Annotated in this window: 22 protein-coding genes and 1 pseudogene; 10 read left to right on the forward strand and 13 right to left on the reverse strand. The window is 53.8% G+C overall.

Annotated features, from left to right (window positions below; genetic code table 11):
- The first annotated feature begins 74 nt into the window (after window positions 1-74).
- Both menA and rraA read left to right on the forward strand, forming a co-directional pair.
- Entirely contained in the window at window positions 75-1,004 is a 930-nt protein-coding gene (gene menA / locus ACVV26_RS21635) for a 1,4-dihydroxy-2-naphthoate polyprenyltransferase (RefSeq protein WP_474799280.1), read from the forward strand.
- A 92-nt stretch (window positions 1,005-1,096) separates the two neighbouring features.
- Window positions 1,097-1,582, forward strand: coding sequence for a ribonuclease E activity regulator RraA (rraA, locus tag ACVV26_RS21640; RefSeq protein WP_125294943.1), 486 nt, complete (start codon window positions 1,097-1,099; stop codon window positions 1,580-1,582).
- Between the two features lie 45 nt (window positions 1,583-1,627).
- Here the strand turns inward: rraA and nlpA are convergent, their stop codons facing one another.
- Complete coding sequence (nlpA, locus tag ACVV26_RS21645; RefSeq protein ID WP_474799281.1) at window positions 1,628-2,446, reverse strand: lipoprotein NlpA; 819 nt, start codon at window positions 2,444-2,446, stop codon at window positions 1,628-1,630.
- 385 nt (window positions 2,447-2,831) lie between these two features.
- On the opposite strand from nlpA, the gene ACVV26_RS21650 reads away from it, so the two are divergent.
- Window positions 2,832-3,560, forward strand: a complete 729-nt coding sequence (locus ACVV26_RS21650; protein WP_474799282.1) for a hypothetical protein — start codon at window positions 2,832-2,834, stop codon at window positions 3,558-3,560.
- Window positions 3,561-3,656: 96 nt separating this feature from the next.
- Window positions 3,657-3,911: pseudogene (locus tag ACVV26_RS21655) on the forward strand (IS4 family transposase); the annotation flags it as partial.
- A gap of 47 nt (window positions 3,912-3,958) precedes the next feature.
- Here ACVV26_RS21655 and zapB read toward each other — a convergent pair.
- Window positions 3,959-4,204: a septal ring assembly protein ZapB gene (zapB, locus tag ACVV26_RS21660; RefSeq protein ID WP_125294945.1), complete on the reverse strand. Its 246-nt coding sequence runs from the start codon at window positions 4,202-4,204 to the stop codon at window positions 3,959-3,961.
- A gap of 416 nt (window positions 4,205-4,620) precedes the next feature.
- On the opposite strand from zapB, the gene ACVV26_RS21665 reads away from it, so the two are divergent.
- The 4 genes from ACVV26_RS21665 (at window position 4,621) to fpr (ending at window position 8,967) form a co-directional block, all read left to right on the forward strand.
- Window positions 4,621-5,472 (forward strand): MIP/aquaporin family protein, encoded by an 852-nt coding sequence (locus ACVV26_RS21665; protein WP_474799283.1) that lies wholly within the window; start codon window positions 4,621-4,623, stop codon window positions 5,470-5,472.
- A 22-nt stretch (window positions 5,473-5,494) separates the two neighbouring features.
- A complete protein-coding gene (glpK, locus tag ACVV26_RS21670; protein ID WP_474799284.1) occupies window positions 5,495-7,000 on the forward strand; it encodes a glycerol kinase GlpK in 1,506 nt (501 codons plus the stop codon).
- Window positions 7,001-7,116: 116 nt separating this feature from the next.
- Window positions 7,117-8,127: a class II fructose-bisphosphatase gene (gene glpX, locus ACVV26_RS21675; protein WP_474799285.1), complete on the forward strand. Its 1,011-nt coding sequence runs from the start codon at window positions 7,117-7,119 to the stop codon at window positions 8,125-8,127.
- Window positions 8,128-8,220: 93 nt separating this feature from the next.
- Window positions 8,221-8,967 carry a ferredoxin--NADP(+) reductase gene (fpr, locus tag ACVV26_RS21680; RefSeq protein ID WP_474799286.1) on the forward strand — a complete coding sequence of 249 codons (747 nt, stop codon included), beginning with the start codon at window positions 8,221-8,223 and terminating at the stop codon, window positions 8,965-8,967.
- Between the two features lies 1 nt (window position 8,968).
- On the opposite strand, the gene ACVV26_RS21685 is transcribed toward fpr, so the two are convergent.
- Window positions 8,969-9,388 (reverse strand): DUF805 domain-containing protein, encoded by a 420-nt coding sequence (locus ACVV26_RS21685; RefSeq protein WP_474799287.1) that lies wholly within the window; start codon window positions 9,386-9,388, stop codon window positions 8,969-8,971.
- Between the two features lie 113 nt (window positions 9,389-9,501).
- On the opposite strand from ACVV26_RS21685, the gene ACVV26_RS21690 reads away from it, so the two are divergent.
- Both ACVV26_RS21690 and tpiA read left to right on the forward strand, forming a co-directional pair.
- Window positions 9,502-10,098: a DUF1454 family protein gene (locus ACVV26_RS21690; protein ID WP_312985658.1), complete on the forward strand. Its 597-nt coding sequence runs from the start codon at window positions 9,502-9,504 to the stop codon at window positions 10,096-10,098.
- A gap of 107 nt (window positions 10,099-10,205) precedes the next feature.
- A complete protein-coding gene (gene tpiA, locus ACVV26_RS21695) occupies window positions 10,206-10,973 on the forward strand; it encodes a triose-phosphate isomerase (protein ID WP_002436761.1) in 768 nt (255 codons plus the stop codon).
- A 45-nt stretch (window positions 10,974-11,018) separates the two neighbouring features.
- Here the strand turns inward: tpiA and ACVV26_RS21700 are convergent, their stop codons facing one another.
- The 10 genes from ACVV26_RS21700 to ACVV26_RS21745 form a co-directional block, all read right to left on the reverse strand.
- Window positions 11,019-12,323: an SLC13 family permease gene (locus ACVV26_RS21700; protein WP_474799288.1), complete on the reverse strand. Its 1,305-nt coding sequence runs from the start codon at window positions 12,321-12,323 to the stop codon at window positions 11,019-11,021.
- An 84-nt stretch (window positions 12,324-12,407) separates the two neighbouring features.
- Entirely contained in the window at window positions 12,408-13,130 is a 723-nt protein-coding gene (locus ACVV26_RS21705) for a GntR family transcriptional regulator (protein WP_312983201.1), read from the reverse strand.
- A 67-nt stretch (window positions 13,131-13,197) separates the two neighbouring features.
- A complete protein-coding gene (locus tag ACVV26_RS21710; RefSeq protein WP_474799289.1) occupies window positions 13,198-14,238 on the reverse strand; it encodes an ADP-ribosylglycohydrolase family protein in 1,041 nt (346 codons plus the stop codon).
- Between the two features lie 11 nt (window positions 14,239-14,249).
- On the reverse strand, window positions 14,250-15,209 hold the full coding sequence (locus ACVV26_RS21715) for a PfkB family carbohydrate kinase (RefSeq protein ID WP_474799290.1): 960 nt from the start codon (window positions 15,207-15,209) through the stop codon (window positions 14,250-14,252).
- Window positions 15,210-15,219: 10 nt separating this feature from the next.
- Window positions 15,220-16,554, reverse strand: a complete 1,335-nt coding sequence (locus ACVV26_RS21720) for an MFS transporter (RefSeq protein WP_474799291.1) — start codon at window positions 16,552-16,554, stop codon at window positions 15,220-15,222.
- 293 nt (window positions 16,555-16,847) lie between these two features.
- Complete coding sequence (locus tag ACVV26_RS21725) at window positions 16,848-17,612, reverse strand: CDP-diacylglycerol diphosphatase (RefSeq protein ID WP_474799293.1); 765 nt, start codon at window positions 17,610-17,612, stop codon at window positions 16,848-16,850.
- 60 nt (window positions 17,613-17,672) lie between these two features.
- Complete coding sequence (locus tag ACVV26_RS21730) at window positions 17,673-18,662, reverse strand: sulfate ABC transporter substrate-binding protein (RefSeq protein ID WP_474799294.1); 990 nt, start codon at window positions 18,660-18,662, stop codon at window positions 17,673-17,675.
- 139 nt (window positions 18,663-18,801) lie between these two features.
- The gene (gene pfkA / locus ACVV26_RS21735) at window positions 18,802-19,764 is read right to left on the reverse strand and encodes a 6-phosphofructokinase (protein WP_312983211.1); all 963 of its coding nucleotides are present in this window, start codon (window positions 19,762-19,764) and stop codon (window positions 18,802-18,804) included.
- A gap of 180 nt (window positions 19,765-19,944) precedes the next feature.
- Window positions 19,945-20,847, reverse strand: a complete 903-nt coding sequence (fieF, locus tag ACVV26_RS21740; RefSeq protein ID WP_474799295.1) for a CDF family cation-efflux transporter FieF — start codon at window positions 20,845-20,847, stop codon at window positions 19,945-19,947.
- A 162-nt stretch (window positions 20,848-21,009) separates the two neighbouring features.
- Complete coding sequence (locus ACVV26_RS21745; RefSeq protein WP_474799296.1) at window positions 21,010-22,779, reverse strand: aryl-sulfate sulfotransferase; 1,770 nt, start codon at window positions 22,777-22,779, stop codon at window positions 21,010-21,012.
- Window positions 22,780-23,009 lie beyond the last annotated feature (230 nt).

Here is a 23,009-nt window from a genome sequence, read left to right on the forward strand (position 1 = left end):
ATCGCGCTCAGTGCAATTTCATCATTTACGATGGGGGCAATTCGCCCCCATTTTTTATTGGTTAGCTTATTACTATGACTGACTCACAAACACTGAGCCGTACGCAAGCCTGGCTGGAAAGCCTGCGCCCACGTACTCTTCCCCTCGCGTTCGCCTCCATTGTGGTCGGTAGCGCGCTCGCCTGGTGGCAGGGCGTCTTCGATCCGGTGGTCGCTTTCCTTGCGCTACTTACGGCGGGCCTGCTGCAAATCCTGTCCAACCTCGCCAATGACTACGGCGATGCGGTAAAAGGCAGCGACAAGCCGGACCGCATCGGTCCGCTGCGCGGGATGCAAAAAGGCGTGATTACCCAGGCTCAGATGAAACGTGCGTTAATCATCACCGTGGTACTGATTTGCCTGTCCGGCTTCGCGCTGGTGTGGGTGGCCTGCCGGACCTTCAGTGATCTCCTGGGCTTTTTGCTGCTGGGGTTGCTGTCGATTATCGCCGCCATTACCTATACGGTCGGGACCCGGCCTTACGGCTATCTCGGCCTTGGGGATATTTCGGTACTGATTTTCTTCGGCTGGCTGAGCGTGATGGGCACCTGGTATTTGCAGGCGCATACGCTGATCCCGGCGATTTTCCTGCCCGCCACCGCTTGTGGGCTGCTGGCAACCGCCGTGCTGAATATTAATAACCTGCGCGATATCGACAGCGACCGAATCAACGGTAAAAACACCCTGGCAGTACGGCTTGGGCCAGAGCGCGCCCGTCGCTATCACGCATTTTTGCTGATCGGCACGCTGGTGTGCCTGGCGCTGTTTAACCTGTTTTCACTGCAAAGCCCGTGGGGCTGGCTGTTTATTCTGGCAGCGCCGATGCTGGTCAGACAGGCGCAATATGTGGTGCGGGAACGCGATCCGGTCGCGATGCGCCCAATGCTGGAACGTACGGTAAAAGGTGCACTGCTCACTAACCTATTGTTTGCAATAGGAGTTATTTTGAGTCAGGCCCATTTTTAACTGACAAATATCAATTAACAATTGATGATTTTGCCAACAATCGACTGAAAGCGATATACTGAAAACTCTCGCAGCAACGAAACCTTAAGCCTATGAAATACGATACTTCTGAGCTTTGTGACATTTATCATGAAGAAGTCAATGTGGTGGAGCCGCTGTTCTCCAACTTCGGCGGGCGCTCATCTTTTGGCGGACAGATCATTACCGTGAAATGTTTCGAGGACAACGGGTTGCTGTACGAGCTACTCGAGCAAAATGGCCGCGGACGCATTTTACTGGTGGACGGCGGCGGTTCCGTTCGTCGCGCATTGCTTGACGCCGAACTGGCGCGTCTGGCGGTGCAAAACGAATGGGAAGGCGTGGTCATCTACGGTGCGGTGCGCCAGGTGGACGATCTGGAAGAGCTGGACCTCGGCATTCAGGCCCTGGCCGCCATTCCGGTTGGCGCATCCGGCGAAGGCATTGGTGAAAGCGACGTGCGCGTCAATTTCGGCGGTGTGACCTTCTTCTCCGGCGACCACCTGTATGCCGATAACACCGGTATGATCCTTTCGGAAGACCCGCTCGATATCGAATAATCCTCATTCAGGCCATCCCTTAGCGGATGGCCTGATTGTTTATGCTTACCAGCCAGGCACCGCCCCGCCGTTAAAGATTTTTTCCGCCGCTTTCGCCACTTCAGGCGACTGATACGACTGAATAAATTTCTTCACGTTTTCCGCGTCTTTATTGTCTTCACGCGTCACGATGATGTTTACGTATGGCGAGTTTTTATCTTCAATAAACACGCTGTCATGCACCGGCGACAGGTTCAGCTGCTGAATGTAGGTGGTGCTGATGATCGCCACGTCGACTTTCGGGTCGTCCAGCACGCGCGGCAGCTGTGCGCCTTCCAGCTCCATGATTTTCAGGTGACGTGGGTTATCGGTAATATCCAGCGCCGTCGGCAGCAAGCCGATATTCGGCTTCAGGGTAATCAGCTGCTCTTTTTGCAACAGCAGCAGCGCGCGGCCCAGATTGGTCGGATCGTTGGGTATCGCGACGGTTGCGCCATCTTTTAGCTCATCAACCGATTTAATCTGGCGGGAATAACCGGCCATTGGGAAGACAAAGGTATTGCCTACCGCCACCAGCTTGTAGTTATGCGCCTTGTTATCCTGTTCGAGGAACGGACGGTGCTGGAACACGTTGGCATCCAGTTCGCCCTGATTAGTGGCATCGTTCGGCAGCAGCGAACCGCTGAAACCTACCAGTTCGACATCCAGGTCATATTTATCTTTGGCGACTTTTTTGGCGACTTCGGCCACATCCTGTTCCGCACCGTTAATTACGCCTACTTTGATGTGTTTGGCGCTATCGCTTTGTTGGTCGCAACCCGCCAGCAGCAGGCCGGTCAGTAGTACCGCAGCGGCCATCCGGCCACGAGACATCCCCAGTTTCATTGTTGTTATCCTTGTTTACGCGTCAATTCCGCCAGAAACGACTATAGCGAGATTAGCGAAGCGGGATAAAAAACGAAAAGGAATGGGCAAGAACAAAAAAGCATAAGGCCACGCTTTCTTCTTGATAAGGTATCAATGCCTTACAGTTTTCCGGTAATAAGCCACTCTGATAACAATAGTTTTTGCAATTAACAACTTTTGTTACACTGTGATTTACATAAACGCGCAACAAATAAAAGATAATCACAATACAAACAAAATAACCTTTGTAAACCAAAAATAAGAAAATAACTATCCCAATTTTATATAAAACGGTATTAAATACATTATTACGCTGGCCTATTTTAAGACATGACTGAGTTAAAGAACTCATATAAGGATATTTATGAAATATGTTTTGCTATTTATTCTATGGATTGTTGTTACTTTACTAAATCATTACCAAAATAGCTATCTTTTATCAGGCAATTCAGTTGATGTCAGTACATATATAGGCGCTACATTACTCGGCCCGATTATATTTACTGTAATCATTTCTGCAATTATATGCGCTATTACCAGAAAAATGAATGTGACTCGTTTTATTCATTGTTCATGCTGGATACTAGGTATTATGCTTTTGGCTAGCATAGGCAATTCTCTTCGGACACCTATGTCCTGGAAATATACTTTTAAAGCCACAAAAATTTCTGTATCAGTACCAAACCGTCTATGGCAAGCCGTTTATATTAAAGCAAAATATAAAGAAACATGGATAAAAGAAGCATTGATGACGATGGATGGAAAAGCGTCCATCTATTCTTTACCCGTGACTGATTCGCAGAATATTGATGATGTTATAGAGGATTATAAAGACAAACAGAAATTATCTCTCCCGGCGCAGTATGATGAAAAAAAATTTCAATTTCATTCATGTGAGATTAACGATTTTACATGTCGATATCAGGAAATAGTACTGTCATATAACAACGCAAAAAAAACACATATAACCTATATGCTGAAAAATAAGCAAGGTGCTATTGTGGCTATATCCATTACGATCGATAGTAATTCAACTGACAAATATGCTGAAGAAGCAAAAAGAATCGTATTGTCAGCTACAAGTAGTGATTAAAAATAAGCTATATAAAAAGGTGCCTTTCGGCCTGACGGCTCCCCATAAATAAAGACAGGCATCTCTACGGTTCACAAAAAAGCTACTGGCCAGTTAAAGCCGGGGTCTGTGCTGTATCTGGTGGCCACTCGTTACAGTATCATTATGTGGCTGACGGTATATTTTCTTGAAAATAAGGGAATAAATCGCTGGTTTCAGGCGAACAGTGTGAAATCAGGACGGGTGTTGTGGTATCTGACACTGAGTGAAAATGCCTTCCGCCAGTCACCGGGATTACTGTCGGGGAAGAACCCCGACAGGGTGTATGCCGGTATGGCGAGGGCCTACAGAAACATCATCATGGTGTATTGATAATGTTTCAGGGGATCCCGCAGGCGCCAGATTGAAAATATAGAAGATTACACTTCTTCCATGCGGCCCAGCAGCGCCTGCAGACGTTCCTGCCACACGTGCTGTTGCTCTTTCAGCTGGTGGTTTTCGCGCTCCAGCTCTTCACGGCTGCCCTGCGCGTGTTGCACTTCCTGCGCCAGGCTGTTGTTCTTTTCTTTCAGTTCTTCGATTTCCATCTGTAACAGGGTGATGGTATCAACAGCCTGCTGTACTTTTGCTTCCAGTTTCTCAAACACTTCAAATGACATCGTCATACCTCTCCAGAATTGCAAGGCGTTGATAGAATGCTATCCCTACCGTCTCCGGTGACGCCTTATTAATACGTGCGCACCACATGAGTCCGATTGTATGGAGCGTTGCCGCCAGTGTCCAGCAACACACCATGCTGTTTGCGAAATGCAACACTTTTCAGCCTATGCCGAATGCGTTCCAGCAAAATTCCCGGCAAATGTTAACAAATGACGCCAGACAGCGGTTTTAAATTCCGTGCGCGCCCCCAGCAAAATTCGCGCGAAAACGCGCGTTTTATTGACGAACTACACACATTTTAATTTCGATATTTCTCGTTTTTGCTCGTTAACGATAAATTAACACCATGTCTACAGGACATAACGGGTGATATCGCACCCGAAATAACAATAATCATCACTTTTACCTTCAGGACCCGATTATGAGTCAAACATCAACCTTAAAAGGCCAGTGCATCGCCGAGTTCCTCGGTACCGGGTTGTTGATTTTCTTTGGTGTGGGCTGCGTCGCCGCGTTAAAAGTGGCGGGTGCCAGTTTCGGCCAGTGGGAAATCAGCGTGATTTGGGGGTTAGGGGTAGCCATGGCTATCTACCTGACCGCGGGCGTTTCCGGTGCGCACCTCAATCCCGCCGTCACGCTTGCGCTGTGGTTATTTGCTTGCTTTGATAAACGTAAAGTCGTCCCCTACATTGTGTCTCAATTTGCAGGCGCCTTTTGCGCCGCCGCGTTGGTTTACGGGCTTTATTACAATCTTTTCTACGATTACGAACAGACTCACAATATGGTGCGCGGCAGCGTTGAAAGCCTCGATCTGGCAGGCGTGTTCTCAACCTACCCTAACCCGCACATCAATTTCTTCCAGGCCTTTGCCGTCGAGATGGTGATCACGGCGATTCTGATGGGACTGATCCTGGCGCTCACGGATGACGGTAACGGCATTCCACGCGGCCCGCTCGGCCCACTGTTGATTGGCCTGCTGATCGCCGTGATCGGCGCGTCCATGGGCCCGTTGACCGGCTTCGCGATGAACCCGGCGCGTGATATCGGACCGAAAGCCTTCGCCTGGCTTGCGGGCTGGGGCAACGTCGCCTTTACCGGCGCGAAAGATATTCCTTACTTCCTGGTGCCGCTGCTTGGCCCGGTGGCAGGTGCAGCATTGGGTGCCTTCGGTTATCGTAAACTGATTGGCCGCCACTTACCTTGCGATGTCTGCGCTGTGGAAGATGAAAAAGAATCGGCAACCTCCAGCGCGCAACAAAAAGCTACGCTGTAATAAGACTGAAGGGACAAGAAACATGACTGAGAAAAAATATATCGTTGCGCTCGACCAGGGCACCACCAGCTCCCGTGCCGTGGTGATGGATCACAGCGCGAATATCGTGAGCGTATCACAGCGTGAATTTCAGCAGATCTACCCGAAAGCCGGCTGGGTTGAACATGACCCGATGGAAATTTGGGCCACCCAAAGCTCGGTATTAGTCGAAGTGTTGGCGAAAGCCGATATCAACTCTGATGAAATCGCCGGCATCGGTATCACCAACCAGCGTGAAACCGCCATTGTCTGGGAGCGTGAAACCGGTAAGCCGATTTATAACGCCATCGTCTGGCAGTGCCGCCGTACTGCGGACATTTGCGAACAGCTCAAGCGCGACGGCATGGAAGAGTATATCCGCAAAAACACCGGCCTGGTGGTGGACCCGTATTTCTCCGGCACCAAAGTGAAGTGGATCCTGGATCACGTAGAAGGCTCCCGCGAGCGTGCCCGCCGTGGCGAACTGCTGTTCGGCACCGTGGATACCTGGCTTATCTGGAAAATGACCCAGGGACGTGTTCACGTTACCGATTACACCAACGCCTCCCGTACCATGCTGTTCAACATTCACAGCCTGGACTGGGACGACCGTATGCTGGAAGTGCTGGATATTCCACGCGCCATGCTGCCGGAAGTGCGTAAATCCTCGGAAGTCTACGGCCAGACCAACATCGGGGGTAAAGGCGGCACCCGTATTCCTATCGCCGGTATCGCGGGCGACCAGCAGGCGGCGCTGTTCGGCCAGCTGTGCGTGAAGGAAGGGATGGCGAAAAACACCTACGGCACCGGCTGTTTTATGCTGATGAACACCGGCGAAAAAGCCGTGGCGTCGGAAAACGGCCTGCTGACCACCATCGCCTGCGGCCCGAGCGGCGAAGTGAACTACGCGCTGGAAGGCGCGGTGTTTATGGCGGGTGCGTCTATTCAGTGGCTGCGTGATGAGATGAAACTGATCAACGACGCATTCGACTCTGAATACTTCGCCAATAAAGTGAAAGACACCAACGGTGTCTACGTGGTTCCGGCGTTCACCGGGCTCGGCGCACCGTACTGGGACCCGTATGCCCGTGGCGCGATCTTCGGCCTGACGCGCGGCGTTAATTCCTGCCACATCATCCGCGCGACCCTGGAATCCATCGCCTTCCAGACCCGCGACGTGCTGGAAGCGATGCAGGCAGACTCCGGCATTCGTCTGCACGCCCTGCGCGTGGACGGCGGCGCGGTCGCCAACAACTTCCTGATGCAGTTCCAGTCCGACATTCTGGGCACCCGCGTTGAGCGCCCGGAAGTGCGTGAAGTCACCGCGCTGGGCGCGGCTTACCTCGCCGGCCTGGCGGTCGGTTTCTGGCAGAACCTGGATGAGTTGCAGGAAAAAGCGGTCATTGAACGCGAATTCCGTCCAGGCATCGAAACCACCGAGCGTAACTTCCGCTACGCAGGCTGGAAAAAAGCCGTTAAACGCGCCCTGGCGTGGGAAGAGCACGACTAATCAACCTCTCAGGGACGCCGCTGGCGTCCCTTTTATTATCCCCTTCGCGTACAAATTTCAGCCTTATTCCCCCTGTGCTACACTCCGCAACAATTTCTTCTGTGAATGAGTGAGCTATGAGACGAGAACTTGCCATCGAATTTTCCCGCGTAACCGAAGCCGCCGCGCTGGCGGGTTACAAATGGTTGGGCCGTGGAGATAAAAATACCGCTGACGGCGCAGCGGTCCACGCCATGCGCATTATGCTTAACCAGGTCAATATCGACGGGCAGATTGTGATCGGCGAAGGGGAAATCGACGAAGCGCCGATGTTGTATATCGGCGAGCGCGTCGGTACTGGCCAGGGCGATGCGGTAGACATTGCGGTTGATCCGATTGAAGGCACGCGCATGACGGCGATGGGCCAGGCCAACGCGCTGGCGGTGCTGGCGGTGGGCGATAAAGGCACGTTCCTGAACGCGCCTGATATGTACATGGAAAAGCTGATTGTCGGGCCGGGCGCGAAAGGCGTTATCGACCTCAATCTGCCGCTCGCCACTAATCTGCAAAACATCGCCCAGGCGCTGAAAAAGCCGCTGAGCGAGCTGACCGTCACCATTCTGGCGAAACCGCGCCACGATGACACCATTGCAGAGATGCAGCAGCTTGGCGTGCGCGTTTTCGCCATTCCTGACGGCGATGTGGCGGCCTCGATTTTAACCTGCATGCCCGACAGTGAAGTGGACGTGCTGTACGGCATCGGCGGCGCGCCGGAAGGCGTGGTCTCCGCTGCGGTGATCCGCGCGCTGGACGGCGATATGCATGGCCGCCTGCTGGCGCGCCATCAGGTGAAAGGCGACAGCGAAGAGAACCGCCGCATCGGCGAGCAGGAGCTTGAGCGCTGTAAGGCGATGGGCATTGAAGCCAACAGCGTATTGCGCCTCGACGATATGGCGCGCAGCGATAATGTGATTTTCTCGGCCACCGGCATCACCAAAGGCGATTTGCTGGACGGCATCAGCCGTAAAGGGAATATCGCCACCACGGAAACCCTGCTGATTCGCGGTAAATCGCGCACCATTCGGCGTATTAAATCCATTCATTATCTCGATCGCAAAGACGCCAACGTTCAGGCGCATATACTGTAATCGTTTGTCTGAATGAGCTTTCCGGCCCGCCAGGGCTGGAAATCTGCGGCTCACCTCAGCAAGATAAAAGGGTATTCATCGGTGGAGTAAATCATGGCGGAATGGGTAAAAGGCAAAGTCACACAGGTTCAGCACTGGACTGACGCACTGTTTAGTCTCACCATCGACGCGCCGGTCGCCCCGTTTACGGCCGGGCAGTTCGCCAAGCTGGGGCTGGAAATCGACGGCGAACGGGTGCAGCGCGCTTACTCTTACGTCAACGCGCCTGATAATCCGGCGCTGGAGTTTTATCTGGTCAACGTGCCGGAAGGCAAACTCAGCCCGCGTCTTCATGTCATGCAGCCTGGCGATGAAATCAATATCGTCAGCGACGCGGCGGGCTTTTTCGTGCTGGAAGAAGTGCCAGACTGCGACACGCTGTGGATGCTTGCGACCGGCACCGCCATTGGCCCCTATCTGTCGATTCTCCAGTACGGCAAAGATCTCGAGCGCTTTAAACACATCGTGCTGGTACACGCCGCGCGTTATGCCGCCGATTTAAGCTATTTGCCGCTGATGCAGGCGCTTGAGCAGCGTTACGAAGGGAAGCTGCGGATCCAGACCGTGGTCAGCCGTGAAACCGTTCCAGGCTCGCTGACCGGGCGCGTTCCGGCGCTGATTGACAATGGCGAGCTGGAAAAAGCGGTGGGCCTGACGATGCTGCCCGAAAACAGCCATGTGATGCTGTGCGGCAACCCGCAGATGGTGCGGGATACCCAGCAGTTGCTGAAAGAGACCCGGCAAATGACCAAACACCTGCGCCGCCGTCCGGGCCATATGACGGCGGAGCATTACTGGTAAATCAACGGTATTTCACATCCAGCGTGTCTTTACCGTATTTATTCTCGCCGGGGGTGCCGATAAACGCCCCCAGGTCGAGCAGCAGCATCACCATAATCAGCGTGGGAACAAAGCGCCCGACCACCCACTGCCACATGCCGCCCAGCACCGCCCAGTTCCCGGCCAGCAGCATCCACGCCAGAATCATAAACAGCGCCCACAGGCCGGATTTCCCACGATCGTGCAGGCGTTTTACCACCACGGCGGATGTCGGCCACAGCAGGCAGACCAGCACAAATGCCCCCGTTTGCGCGTCAAGGATGCCGTTGGCGACCAGGATAAACAGCAACGCCATTGCCATCAGCCACAAACCAATCCAAATCCAGAAATCGCGACGCCCAATGCGCCCCTTAAATGAGAACAGCCATTGCTGTAGGGTCATAAATTATCCTTATCATCATCATGTGGCGTAGTTTACCCTGAACCCGGTCAATTTTGACAAGCCGCCTCGTTATCGTTTTAATCGCTGTAACCAGTTATCGGGAGCCAGGTTTGATAAAGTCACTGTTCGCTATCTTATTACTCTGCTTGCCGCTGGCGGCAGGCCTTGCCGCGCCGGAAAACGACGACGCGGATCAGCCGGGAAAAGCGCCCTATCTGCTGCCTGGCGCGCCCTCTTTCGACCTGACGATTTCCCAGTTCCGCGAAAGATTTAATCAGGATAGCGCCCCGCTGGCGCTCAGCGAGTTCCGCGCCATTACCTCAAGTCAGGATAAAGACGCGATTACCCGCGCCGCCACCAAGATCAACGAGAATCTGTATGCTTCCAGCGCCCTGGAGCGCGGCACGCTGAAGATTAAATCGATGCAAATCACCTGGCTGCCGATTCAGGGGCCGGAACAAAAAGCCGCGAAAGCCAAAGCGCTGGAATATATGGCGGCGGTGATGCGCGTTTTCGTGCCGTTCAGCAAAGCCCAAAGCCAGAAAAGAATGACTACGCTGCTGACCTCCGCGAAAAACAAGCGCTATTACCAGCAAACGGAAGGCGCCATCCGCTATGTAGTAGCAGATAACGGCGAAAAGGGGCTAACGTTCGCCATTGAACCGATTAAGCTGGCGCTATCTGATAACCTGGAAGGAAACAATAAATGACAAAAAGCAAAGCCATTCCAGGCGTGAATCTCTATACTGTTTGACAGACCGCGCTGCCGGAATGGCAGCAATCTTCCTTAATTCGCTTGACCGCGTGGAGAATTGAAATGCGACATCCTTTAGTGATGGGTAACTGGAAACTGAACGGCAGCCGCCATATGGTAAACGAGCTGATCGCCAACCTGCGTAAAGAGCTTTCTGGCGTGGACGGCTGCGGTGTGGCGATTGCCCCGCCGGCAATCTACCTGGATCAGGCTAAACATGCCGTGTCCGGCAGCCATATCGCCCTCGGCGCGCAAAACGTTGACGTTAACCTGTCTGGCGCATTCACCGGCGAAACTTCTGCCGAAATGCTGAAAGATATCGGTGCGAAATACATCATCATCGGTCACTCCGAGCGTCGTACTTATCACGCTGAATCCGACGAGTTCATCGCTAAAAAATTCGCTGTTCTGAAAGAGCAGGGTCTGATCCCGGTTCTGTGCATCGGTGAGACCGAAGCGGAAAACGAAGCGGGCAAAACGGAAGAAGTTTGCGCACGTCAAATCGACGCGGTGCTGAAAACCCAGGGCGCAAGCGCGTTCGAAGGCGTGGTTATCGCTTACGAGCCAGTATGGGCTATCGGTACCGGCAAATCGGCTACCCCGGCGCAGGCTCAGGCGGTTCACAAATTCATCCGTGACCATATCGCTAAAGTTGACGCTGACATCGCTAATCAAGTGATCATTCAGTACGGCGGTTCCGTTAACGCAGCGAACGCAGCAGAACTGTTCACCCAGCCGGATATCGACGGCGCGCTGGTTGGCGGCGCGTCCCTGAAAGCGGATGCTTTTGCGGTAATCGTGAAAGCAGCGGCTGAAGCGAAAAAAGCGTAATTACGCTGCCATAAAAAAACCCTGCCGAGGCAGGGTTTTTTGTTTTTATAGCTGGTGCAATAGCCGGAACCAGGCGTAATCCAGCGGCAGTAAAATCAGGAACGTGACCACCGCCAGCGCCAGACACAGCTTGATCCCCGCCCTGGCAGGCACTTTACCCAGCGCCATTGCCACTACGATGGGCGACGCCTGATACGGCAGCAGCGGTGTTGAATAGCCCAGCACCTGAATCATAATTACCGACAGCAGCGGGAAGCCCGTCGCCTGTGAGAAACTCTGTGCTAGTGTGGTAAACAGCGCCGGGACGCCGTTGGCGGTCATAATGAAGTTCAGCGCCGAGGTAATGCCGGTCAGCGCCACAAAGCTGGTAAAGGGCCGTTGCGGGTCAAGCGGCATTACTTTCAATAACGATTCCCCTACCACGCGCCCCAGGCCGGTTTCCGTCACGGTGATCGCCAGCCCGAGGATCCCGGCGACATAAATACAGGTGCGGAAGTTCACCCCGCTGGCGAACTCATCGCCATTGATAAAGCCCACACGCGGCAGCAGCGTAATGACCGCCGCCGCCAGCCCGGTCCAGGCTGGCCCAACGCCGTGCCAGCTTTCGGTAACCCACAGCGTCAGTACCACCAGCAGCATCCAGGCCAGGCGTTTTTCCGCGCCGCTTATCGGCCCCATTGGCGCGAGGGTTTTCGGCGGCGTCGGCTTGCCGGGGAACATCCAGCAAATCAGTACGATCAGCAAAAAGCCTTTCAGCAGGCCGAGCACCGGTGTATGCAGCAGCAAATAGGGCAGATAGTTAAGATGAATGCCATACGAGCCCTCCGCCGCGCCGCTCATCACCAGGTTAGGCACGTTAGCGGGCAGAATGGTGGCGGAAAGCTGGAACGTGCCGAAACCGACCGCCAGCGCCAGCCCGTACCAGCTGCGGGTGCCGTCTTCAATGCCAAAGCGTTTCGCCATCGCCGCCACGACAGGCATTAACAGCGCGATGCGGCCCATGTTAGACGGCATAACAAACGCCAGCGCATAGCTGAGCAGCACTACGCTTGCCACCATCAGCCACCAGGAGTCGTTAAGCCGCGCCGACAGCGCCCTCGCCACTCTGTCAGCCAGGCCGGTTTTACGGATTGCCACGCCCAGCACAAAGCCGCTGAATACCAGCCAGAACGCCGACGAGGCGAAGCCGCCGAACAGCGTGTCTGCCGGAGCGATTTTCGCCACCATCGCCACGGTGAAGAACAGCAATGCGGTAATAAACTCCGGCAATAGCGAGGTGGCCCAGAGCACAATGGTGATGCCAATCACCAGCGAAGGAAGGAATAGCGGGTGGGAAAGCCAAAGCGACATACCTGTCTCCTGTCGTTTTTTGCAGCAAGTCTACGGGCAGCCCTGGGTTAAGTAAATCTCACCTTCCCCACCAGAACCGGCAGGTTAGTGATAATGAATCTCACCGAAGTAGTCAGACAGGACGTAATAGCGGCAGTATTCAAACGGGCGTTCCTGGCCCGCCAGAAAGGTCTGCCGCGCCACGGAGAGCAGCGGTTTATTTTCCGGGATTTGCAGCTTTTCGCACAAATCGGGCGTGGGGAGAATAGCGTCGACTTTTTCCGTCGCAGAATCGCTGCTGACATTCAGCAAACTGTAGAGCGACGTATTGGCCAGATCGTCCGCAGTGAGGCTGAGCCCCGGAAAGAACGACAGATCCAGATAGATTTTTTCGTGGTTGAACGGGCGCTGGTTCAGGTAACGAATGCGGGAAATAAACAGGAAGTGGTGGTGCGACGGCAGACTCAGGCCATCCGCCAGCGCATCCCTGGCGCGACGCGGGCCGATATCAAGAATGCGGTTTTCGATTGCCACGCTGGCATCGCGTAAGTCGCTGGTAATGCCGCGAAACGTATGACCGTAGCTGACGCCTTCCGGTACTGCGCTGACTACCGAACCGCTGCCGCGCTGGGACGTGATCACCCCGGCGTTGATCAGTTCGCTCCAGGCCTGTTTCACCACGATTAACGAAACGTTATAGGTGCGGGCAATCTCTTTCTGGGTCGGAAGCTGGCTGCCTAAGGCCCAGGTTCCATCCTGAATATGCTGGCAGATGATGTAGAACAGCTGCTTGTAGAGCGGTGTGAAACTTGCCTTATCGACCTGCAACCTGTTTACCTCGAATTTCCGCCAGCAGGGGGACGGTTAACCCGTCCCCGGCAAGGTAAACGCTCGGCTACCCCGCAATCTGCCTGGCAAGCTCAGCCAAATCGAAATTATTCATTCGATTGACGGTCGTTAAATAATCGTCAGGGAAGGCATTCGCGCCGTGGAATGCGCCGGAAAGTGCCCCAACCATGGTGGCAACGGTATCGGTGTCATTGCCGATATTAACGGCGGAAATGATAGCATCAACCGCAGAATCGGGACAACACGCGAACAGGCCAAAGGCGGCGGGCACCGCTTCGCTGACATGCAGGCCAGTGCCGATGATATCGCTGATTTCCACAATCGCGGTTTCCCAACTGGCGTGCCGTTTACCGATGGCCACCGCCAGTTCGATACGCCGCGCCACCGACGGACCGGCGACCATCATCGCCCCCTGCTGCTGGGCCAGTGCGTAGCCGCGATCGGCACCGTAAATGCCCGCCGCAATAATGCTATCGGCGCTGGTAGTCGCCCGCAGCGCTTCGCTGGTCGCCGCCGCCATTGCCGCAGCGCCGGACATCGCCAGCACGTTGTTATGGGTGAAGCGGGTAATCTTCAGCGCCGCATCGATCGCCTGCTCCAGATCGCCAGGATGCAGAACCGCCGCCGGCCAGATTTTCATCGCCGCGCCGTTAGTGGCTTCGGCATTCCCTTTGTTGACGATCTGCACTGACTGCTTTTCGCCTTCCAGTTCGCCCTGCAATGACGCGCGATTATCGTTGAACAGCGCTTTCATGGCCGCCCGGGTCGTTGGGCCGGTGAAGTTGGCGTAGAAGGGATAGGCCAGCCAGCGGGTAAAGGCTTCGCGCATCACCTCGTCGGTGACCTGGCGCTGGTGGTTCAACAGCGCGTCGATAATGTATTTCGCCTGGATAAAGTCATCGGTGCACATTCCTGCGTCGTTACAGCGGCCAAAGGTATCCGCAGGCGGTTTCTGGAAGGTGGTCACCCAGCCGCCAAAATAGTCTTTAATCTGCTGCTGGGTTCTGACTTCCGTCGCCGCGCCCATGGCATCAGCGGCGGCGGCCCCCACTAAACAACCTAAAATTTTATTGTGATCAACGTGCATGACTAACTCCTTTACGAATGAACGGGGTCTACGCCGCACGGATGCGCGGCGAGAAAATCGGTTAACTGGTGGGGGTACGGTAGCGCGGTCATCGCTCCTTTGGCGGTAACCACCAGCGCGCCGCAGGCGTTGGCGTGGCGGATGGCCCCGGCAAGCTCCGTCATTCCCCAGCTTTCGCACCGGGAAAGGTGCAACAGCAGGCCGCCGACAAACGCGTCGCCCGCGCCGGTGGTGTCGATGACAGGAACCTGCGGGGCCGGGAAATGCTGCTCGCCCTGCGGGCAAATCAGATACGCACCCGCCGCGCCCAGTGAAATCACGGTGGTGCCGCAGCCCATTTCCCGCAGCAGGTAGCGCGCGTCCTGCCAGCGAGCCACATTGCCCAGACGGCACAGCTCATCGGCAGACACTTTGCAGATGCTGGCCAGCGCCACGGACTGCGCCATGAGCGCCGGGATCTCGCTGGCGTCGCGCCACATGCTCTCCCGCAGATTGACGTCAAACATCACCTGGCCGCCTGCTGCGCGCATGCGCCGCGCGCCTTCCAGGCAGGCTTCCCGCGCGGGTGAATCCGTGAGCCCAATTGAACTGAAGTAGAACCACTCGCCGGGCTGGAAAACCGGCAAATCAGCGATGTCGACAAAGGTGTCGGCGCTGGGCTTCACCAGGTAGGTGAAGCTGCGCTCGCCGTCAGGCGATAAATTGACGATCAGCACCGCACTGGTGAGGCGCGCATCAAGCCGCAACTGCGTGACGTCCGCGCCCTCTTTTTGCAGGACATCCTTCAGAAACCGCCCGGCGTCATCGTCGCCCAGGCGGCCAATGAATCCGCAGTTTCCGCCCTGGCGCGCGATACAAGCCGTCACGTTTGCCGACGCGCCGCCGGGGCATTTCAGATAGGTTTTGTCGGTGTCCGGCACTAAATCCACCGAGGCATCGCCAATAACCCAAACCTTTTTAACGGGTTGCATATGCGCCTCCTTACACCGCACGCTGGGTAAGCTCAGCGCGGATTTCCCGGTAATAGTCGTTATTGATCAGGTACTTTTTCATCAGCAAACCAATCACCAGATGGAACACCGCCGGGATCAGGGTCATCATCAGCGCAATACCCATCAGCGCCCGGTCGCTCTGTACCGCATCCGCCTGATAACCGAAATAGCTCAGCAAGAAGCCGAGGATGCCGCCCGCGATGCCCATGCCAAATTTCTGGAAGAACAGAATGCCGCCAAACGCCAGGCCAGAGACACGGAGGCCGTTCTTTTTCTCGCCGTAATCCACCGCTTCCGCAATCGACGACCAGAACACCGGCATTTGCATGTCGCAGAAGAAGTTGATCAGGAAATAGAAAACAAATGCGAGGATCAGGTTTTCACGCCCCACCACGAAATACATGGCGATACTCAGCACGAAGGTCATCAGTTGGGTATAACGGAACATTTTGATTTTGTCGTAGAACTTGGTAACCCAGGTGGTGACGATCATCGCCAGTATCGAGGCCACGACGCCTACGGTCAGGAATGGAGAGATCAGGCTGTCGCCGCCGCCGAGAAAGTATTTTGCGTAATAGGCCGCAACCGAGCCGCGGATCACGTAGCCGCACATCAACAGCAGAATGACCACACCGAGAATAATCCACTGATCGTTACGCAGCAGATAGGTGAATTGCGTTTTCAGCGACATTGACGGGATTTCCGGTTCGCTGCGCTCGCGGGTAGTGAAGAAGCAGAACACGAACAGCAGCGCACCCATAATGCCCATCAGGCCCATAGAGAGCTGATAGCCCAGCGCCTTATTGCCCTGCCCCAGCCATACCGCCAGCATCGGAACCACGATGGTCACCAGGAACGCGGCGATTTTGGTCATTACGAAGCGATAGCCGTTGGCGCTCAGGCGTTCTACCGGATCATCGGTAATCACCCCGATCAGTGAAATATAAGGGATGGTGATGGCGGTATAGACCAGCGTCATCAGAATGTAGGTAAAGTACGCCCACGCCAGTTTGGCGGTGTAGGCCACGTCGGGAGTGATGAACATCAGATACACCGCAAAGCCGAAAGGGATGGCGAACCAGATCATCCACGGGCGGTAGCGGCCCCAGCGGGTAGTAAATTTATCGGTGAGAATCCCCATGGCCGGATCGATAATCGCGTCGATCATGCGCACGACAACAAACAGCACGCCGACATCCGCCGCCCGCAGGCCGTAAATGTCGGTATAGAAGTAGGCGAGCAAGAGCTGCATGGCGATGATAACGACATTAATCGCCATATCCCCTGCGCCAAAACCTATTTTTTCCACGATAGAAAGTTTCATGACGGTATCCCTGGTGAGCCCGGTCTGAAGACGCATGGCTGTGGGTTTTATTTAACTACCTGAAAGTGAAACGGTTAAAGTTGCCTGGTGATGAGCAGTGCGCCGTTTATTTGCGGCACACAGTCAGTGTAGGGATCGTTTAAAAGATATAAAGGTATACCTTTATATCTTTTGATCGGTTTCACAATAAATATCACTCAGGCTGATTTATCCAGCCTGATAATGCGATCGCGTTGGCAAAAACGGGTGTGCGTGCCGCCGGTATCCACGACACGCCATAAAGCGCAGAAAAATTATTGTGAATTGAGCAGTGCGCAGTCGTGATCCTGCAACTGTTCGGCATTGGCGAGATTGAGGTTAAGCAGATTGCGTTCGGTCGCCAGTAACACAAAAGAGCCGTCGGGCTGCTGCGCCATGGCCAGCGCGAAGCGCCCCATATGGGCACGCGCGCCCGGTACTTCCTGGGCCAGCATGATGAAAGGGCTGCGCCGAACCAGTTCCGCCTCGCTGACCCGGCGCACCAGATACGGCGTGTCATCAATGCCGCCAGGCAGCGGCAGCCACTGACTGCTGATACGCGCCGCTTCGCTGTTTAGCTTTACACGCACGTCCGGGCGCAGGCAGGAAATATGAATATGCAGGTGGTTCTGGGTGCGACCCAGTGTCGAATTTAAGGTTAGCGAGACAACGTTATTCGGCACCGCCGCGCCGTGCCGCTCGCTCATTACGCGCCGTGCCTGCCAGGCTTGCCAGAAATAATTCGGGGTTTTGGGATGCAGCAGCATCGGGCTTTCGATGCCGTTAATACGCCAGGTGGGCATAAGCAAATATTGCAGCGGGCCGTTGCGGTCTTTAAAAATCACAAAGCCGGCATCCATCTTCACTTCTTCGCAGGGGGCAGGATTGTCGTGCCGCTGTTGATTGGGCACGCACTGATGAAACACGATATCGCGCAGGGCGTCTGACTGGCCTTTGAAGTAAAACCACAGGCCGCCCGCTATCGCGGCGATAATCAGCAGGAGACAGACCAGAACGGTCAGCGCTTTTTTCATCTTCATGCCCTTTGCCTTCGTGAAGATGAAGTCTGGCACAAAAACGGCCCCGAAGGGCCGTCTGATTTAGCGTTTACTGATTTGGTCGAAGGTGCCGCCGTTGGAGAAGTGCTCTTTCTGGGCTTTGGTCCAGCCGCCAAACACCTCGTCAATGGTGAACAGCTTCAGTTTCGGAAACTCGCTTTCATATTTCTTCGCAACTTGCTCATCACGCGGGCGGTAGAAGTTTTTCGCGGCGATCTCCTGGCCTTCCGGCGTGTAGAGATATTTCAGATAGGCTTCGGCCACGGCCTGAGTGCCTTTCTTCTCTACCACTTTATCGACTACCGATACGGTCGGTTCAGCCAGGATAGATTCGCTCGGGGTAACGATCTCAAATTTGTCTTTGCCTAATTCGTTGGTTGCCAGCAACGCTTCGTTTTCCCAGGCAATCAGCACGTCGCCGATACCGCGCTCAACGAAGGTATTGGTTGAGCCGCGTGCGCCGGAATCCAGCACTTCAACGTTTTTGAACAGCGCTTTAACGAATTCCTGTGCTTTAGCCTGATCGCCGTTGTTCTGATGGAGCGCGTAACCCCAGGCGCCCAGATAGTTCCAGCGCGCGCCGCCGGAGCTTTTCGGGTTTGGCGTGATCACGGAAACGCCCGGTTTCACCAGATCATTCCAGTCTTTGATTTGTTTCGGGTTGCCTTTGCGCACCAGGAAAACAATGGTGGAAGTGTAAGGCGCGGAGTTGTCCGGCAGGCGTTTGATCCAGTTTTTATCAATGCGGCCACGCTCGGCGATGGCGTCAACATCATAGGCCAGCGCCAGGGTCACGACGTCGGCTTCAATCCCGTTGATGACGGAAGTCGCCTGTTTGCCCGAACCGCCGTGTGACTGGCGGATCAACACGTTATCGCCGGTCTCTTTTTTCCAGTGCTCGCTAAAGGCTTTATTGTATTGATCGTACAGTTCACGCGTCGGGTCATAAGACACGTTAAGTAATTGAATATCCTTCGCCAGTACGCTGGTCGATGCCAGAAGCAATGTTAATCCCACGCCAAACTTATTCATCGCACGCTCTCTTCTAAATTGTGTGTATGAAAATAGCCTGCCAGAAATGCCTGAGATGATTAAAGAATAAAAAAAGATTGGCTATAACTTTGGGGAATAACATCAGGCAATAAAAAGCCGGGCGAACCCGGCTTTTTGATCAGTAAAGTTTTTTGGCGCAGTCGAGCCAGTCGCCTTTGAAGGTACGCTTCATATTTTCGATAGCGTCGATGATGTCGTGGTGAACCATCTTTTCGTTCTGAATGCCCACGCAGCGACCGCCATGGCCCTGGAGCAGCAGTTCAATGGAATATGCGCCCATACGGGAAGCCAGAATACGGTCGTAAGGCACTGGAGAACCGCCACGCTGGATGTGGCCCAGTACTGTAGCGCGAGTCTCACGCTGGGTTTCGGCTTCAATGTAGCGCGCCAGTTCATCGATATCACAGATGTGCTCGGTAATGGCCACAATGGCGTGTTTCTTGCCTTTCGCGATACCGGCTTTGATTTCCGCCACCAGGTCGTCGCGGTTGAATTCCACTTCCGGCAGAACGATAAATTCGCAACCACCGGCAATCGCTGCCGCCAGGGTCAGGTCGCCGCAGTAACGGCCCATCACTTCAACGATAGAAATACGCTGGTGAGAGGTAGAGGTATCACGCAGACGGTCGATAGCTTCAACCACGGTGCTCAGCGCGGTGAAGTAACCGATGGTGTAGTCAGTACCGGCAACGTCGTTATCAATGGTGCCCGGCAGGCCGATGCACGGGAAGCCCATTTCGGTCAGGCGCTTCGCACCCATATAGGAGCCGTCGCCGCCGATAACCACCAGCGCGTCCAGACCGCGTTTTTTCATGTTCTCGATAGCCACTGCGCGAATGTGTTCTTCGCGGAACTCAGGAAAACGAGCGGAACCCAGGAATGTGCCGCCACGGTTAATCATGTCAGACACACTGTAACGGTCGAGCTGAACCATACGGTCTTCATACAGGCCGAGATAGCCGTCATAAATACCAAAAACTTCCAGACCTTCTGTCAGCGCGGCGCGCACCACGCCGCGAATGGCGGCGTTCATGCCTGGCGCATCACCGCCACTCGTCAATACCCCGATTTTCTTAATCATGACTACCTCTGAACGTAGAATACAATATTGAATCCTGTTGCCGGAAACACCTGCATCACCAGGCGATGGGCTAATGATGCAGATAGTATATCAATAGCTTCCAGCTGAATTGATTCAGGTCAGACCGAACGGCGGTAAATTATACAAAAAAAGCCGTTTGGCTCACTTTTCCAGCGGCAATTAAAGCTGGAAATTTCCCTGTCGCCCCTGCGGCACAACAGAGCAGGGATCCTGATGAATAATCACGTCCGATCCCGGAAAACGCCCCAGGATCGCTTGTTCCACTTGCTCAGCCACAATATGCGCCTGAACCAGCGGTAAGTTGTCGTCCATTTCCAGATGGATTTGAATAAAGCGGGTCGGCCCTGACTGCCGCGTGCGAAGATCGTGTGCGCCCCGGACACCAGGCCACGATGAAACAATGTCGATGATGACCTGATGTTCATCATCCGGTAATGCGCGGTCCAGCAGTGACTGGACGGCTTCATAGCCCATTCGTAACGCGCTATATAATATATAGATGCCAATACCCAGCGCAAACAAGGCATCAGCCCGATGCCAGCCATACCAGGAAAGCGCAAGCGCAACCAGAATAGCGCCGTTCATCATAACATCAGATTGATAATGAAGCATATCTGCCCGCACCGCCTGGCTTTTTGTCTTACGCACCACCCAGCGCTGAAACGTCACCAGGATCAGGGTGCTGATCAGGGCAATAACGGTAACGCTGATACCAATCTGCGGTGATTCCATCGGCGCGGGGTTCGCCAGCCGCTCGAAACCGGTAAGAAACAGAAACAGCGCCGAGCCGGAGATAAACATGCTCTGCGCCAGAGCGGCCAGCGACTCGGCTTTACCGTGGCCGAACGCATGTTCGTCATCGGCAGGCTGTAAGGAGTAGCGCACCACCAGCAGGTTGGTCAGCGAGGCGGCGATATCCACCAGCGAATCCACCAGTGCAGCCAGAATACTGACCGAGCCGGTTTTCCACCAGGCAAAGATTTTGACAATCAGCAGCAGCGACGCCATGACCGTAGCGGCAATGGCGGCGCGACTGACCAGACGCCCATATGACTCAATCATAAACGCTCCCGTAATTAATGATGCCAGTATAACGGATAGCGCTTAGGCGCGTCGCATGGTTAACAAGATGCCAGAGGAGGTGCGGGGCATTGAAATATCACGCATTCACGCAACAAAAACAGGGTGCCTAAGCACCCTGCAATAAATGACAACCGCGTCGGTTTAAAACAGCGGCATTTTATAAACGCGAAATGCCGTCATGTCATAGCGGAAGCCTGGGCCGTCGACAGCCTCGCTTTTTGCCCGACCAGAGCGGAAGGTCACATCGAATAAGATTTCACCCGTACTGGAAATCTCCTGCAACGGCAAAATTCCTTCTGCGGTATCACCCCATCCGGCATAAATAATATCGCTGGCACCGGGATCACAGGTAATTGCCTGTCCTTTTTCATCAAACGTTGCGCCGCCATAATGCACGACGATATTACCATTGGACTGGATTTCTTTTGCGCCGCACAGGCTGCTGTAACCTTTGTTGCCGCCAGAGACTTCCGATAATTTAGACACCGTTTTGGCATTAAGATCGATCCGGAAATGATCGATACGGCTTTGGTTATCAACAGATTCGACGCTTTTCGAATCATCGTTGGAACGATAATTACTATTATTAAATAATGAGATATCCAGGAAGCCAATATTACTGTTCGCCACCTCAATCGCGTTATGCTGACCCCAGTTCCAGTAATTTTGATTCAGTTCATCCTGCGTCCAGTCCAGCGGTTGATTATTCTCGTCGCAAGGCGTTAGCAGATAATCGGCATAATCTGCTGACCAGTTTTCATGGTTACCCAAAATAAAAACGAGCTGCGAAGTAGCAAGATCGACACCAAATACCGCACTCTGATGACGTGAAGAACACACCAGAATTTGATTGGTCTCATTAACGTAACACTGGTTAATATGCAGCCAGTCGTTAAGCGTGGCGTCAGCGGCGGAAGGGCGTGTTGGACGATTACGATCCATTACATAATTCATATCGTAATATGCGGTTTCATAGCCGGTGCTCAGGTCGATAAACGAGACCCCATCTTCCACTGAGTGGGTGCCGTCAGGGCGTAAACCGGAATATTCAGACCCTACGACCAACTGGCCGTTAGGCCGCAGAAATAACGAATGGTGAAGTTCGTTATCCAGTTCATAGACTGCCCAGACGCGCCCCATCATGTCAAATTCGTACATCGTTTTAAATGCGTTGAAATTCTGCGCTGCGGAAAGAAAATGCCCATTCGGTAAACGCATCATATTGTACGACGGGATTTCCTGCGAAGTGTACCAGCGGACAACCGCCTGATAATCAATGGCTAAATTATAACGGTTAAAATGGGTGGTAAAATACAGGCCCGGTGCCAGAGCCGCAGGATCAACAACCGGTTTAACCAGAGAGATCACCGGGAATTTCTGAAAGCCCGTCGGTGAATCCGCATCAGTGGGCGGTAATGCGCTGGTGATATATTCATGCTGCGTGGTTGCGGCAGATGTTTTCAGGGTGATGATATTACTGGTATCAGGAATTAAACCCGCAACAGGCACCAGGTTCGCGCCGGGAACCACAGGCTGGGTAAATGTCAGCGGAATATTAATCTCGGCTTTATCCGCCACGGTAATCGTCACTGTTTCAGCCGCTGTCGGCCAGTAGAAGCCCAGGTAGAGGCACAATGGCGCAGTATTAAATGGGTTGGCGATAATAATGGCATTTTGCTGAGTCATACTTGGTGAGATATTGGCCAGCATCAATTCATATTTATTAATGTGATCAATAACCAGAGCATTATTAATATCAATACCTTGTACGACAGGTGCACGCGGTGCCGGGGCAGGAGGAATCGGGAGTGCCATGATAATATCCTTCTTTCTATTATGGAGTATGCCGGTTAATCGGGAATGAATAATCTCTCGAAAAAAGATTTTTCCTTTGAACCGATATTTGTTCATCTGTCAGCATCGATATGCGACAGGTAAACAAAATTACTCGCCTTATCCGCCAGCAATGACTGTAAATTAGCCGAAGGATGATTATTTACCGCACCATAAATACGCAGCATTTCACCCCGCGATGCGCTATTTTTTAGGCAAACTGGCGGTATAATTTTTTCGCTGGCGGTGAGGTACTGGACTTGTAACGCTGAAAATGACGCAAAAAAAACCCCTCCGGTTAGGGAGGG

The sequence above is a fragment of the Atlantibacter sp. MEI4A-1023 genome, from assembly GCF_056155425.1.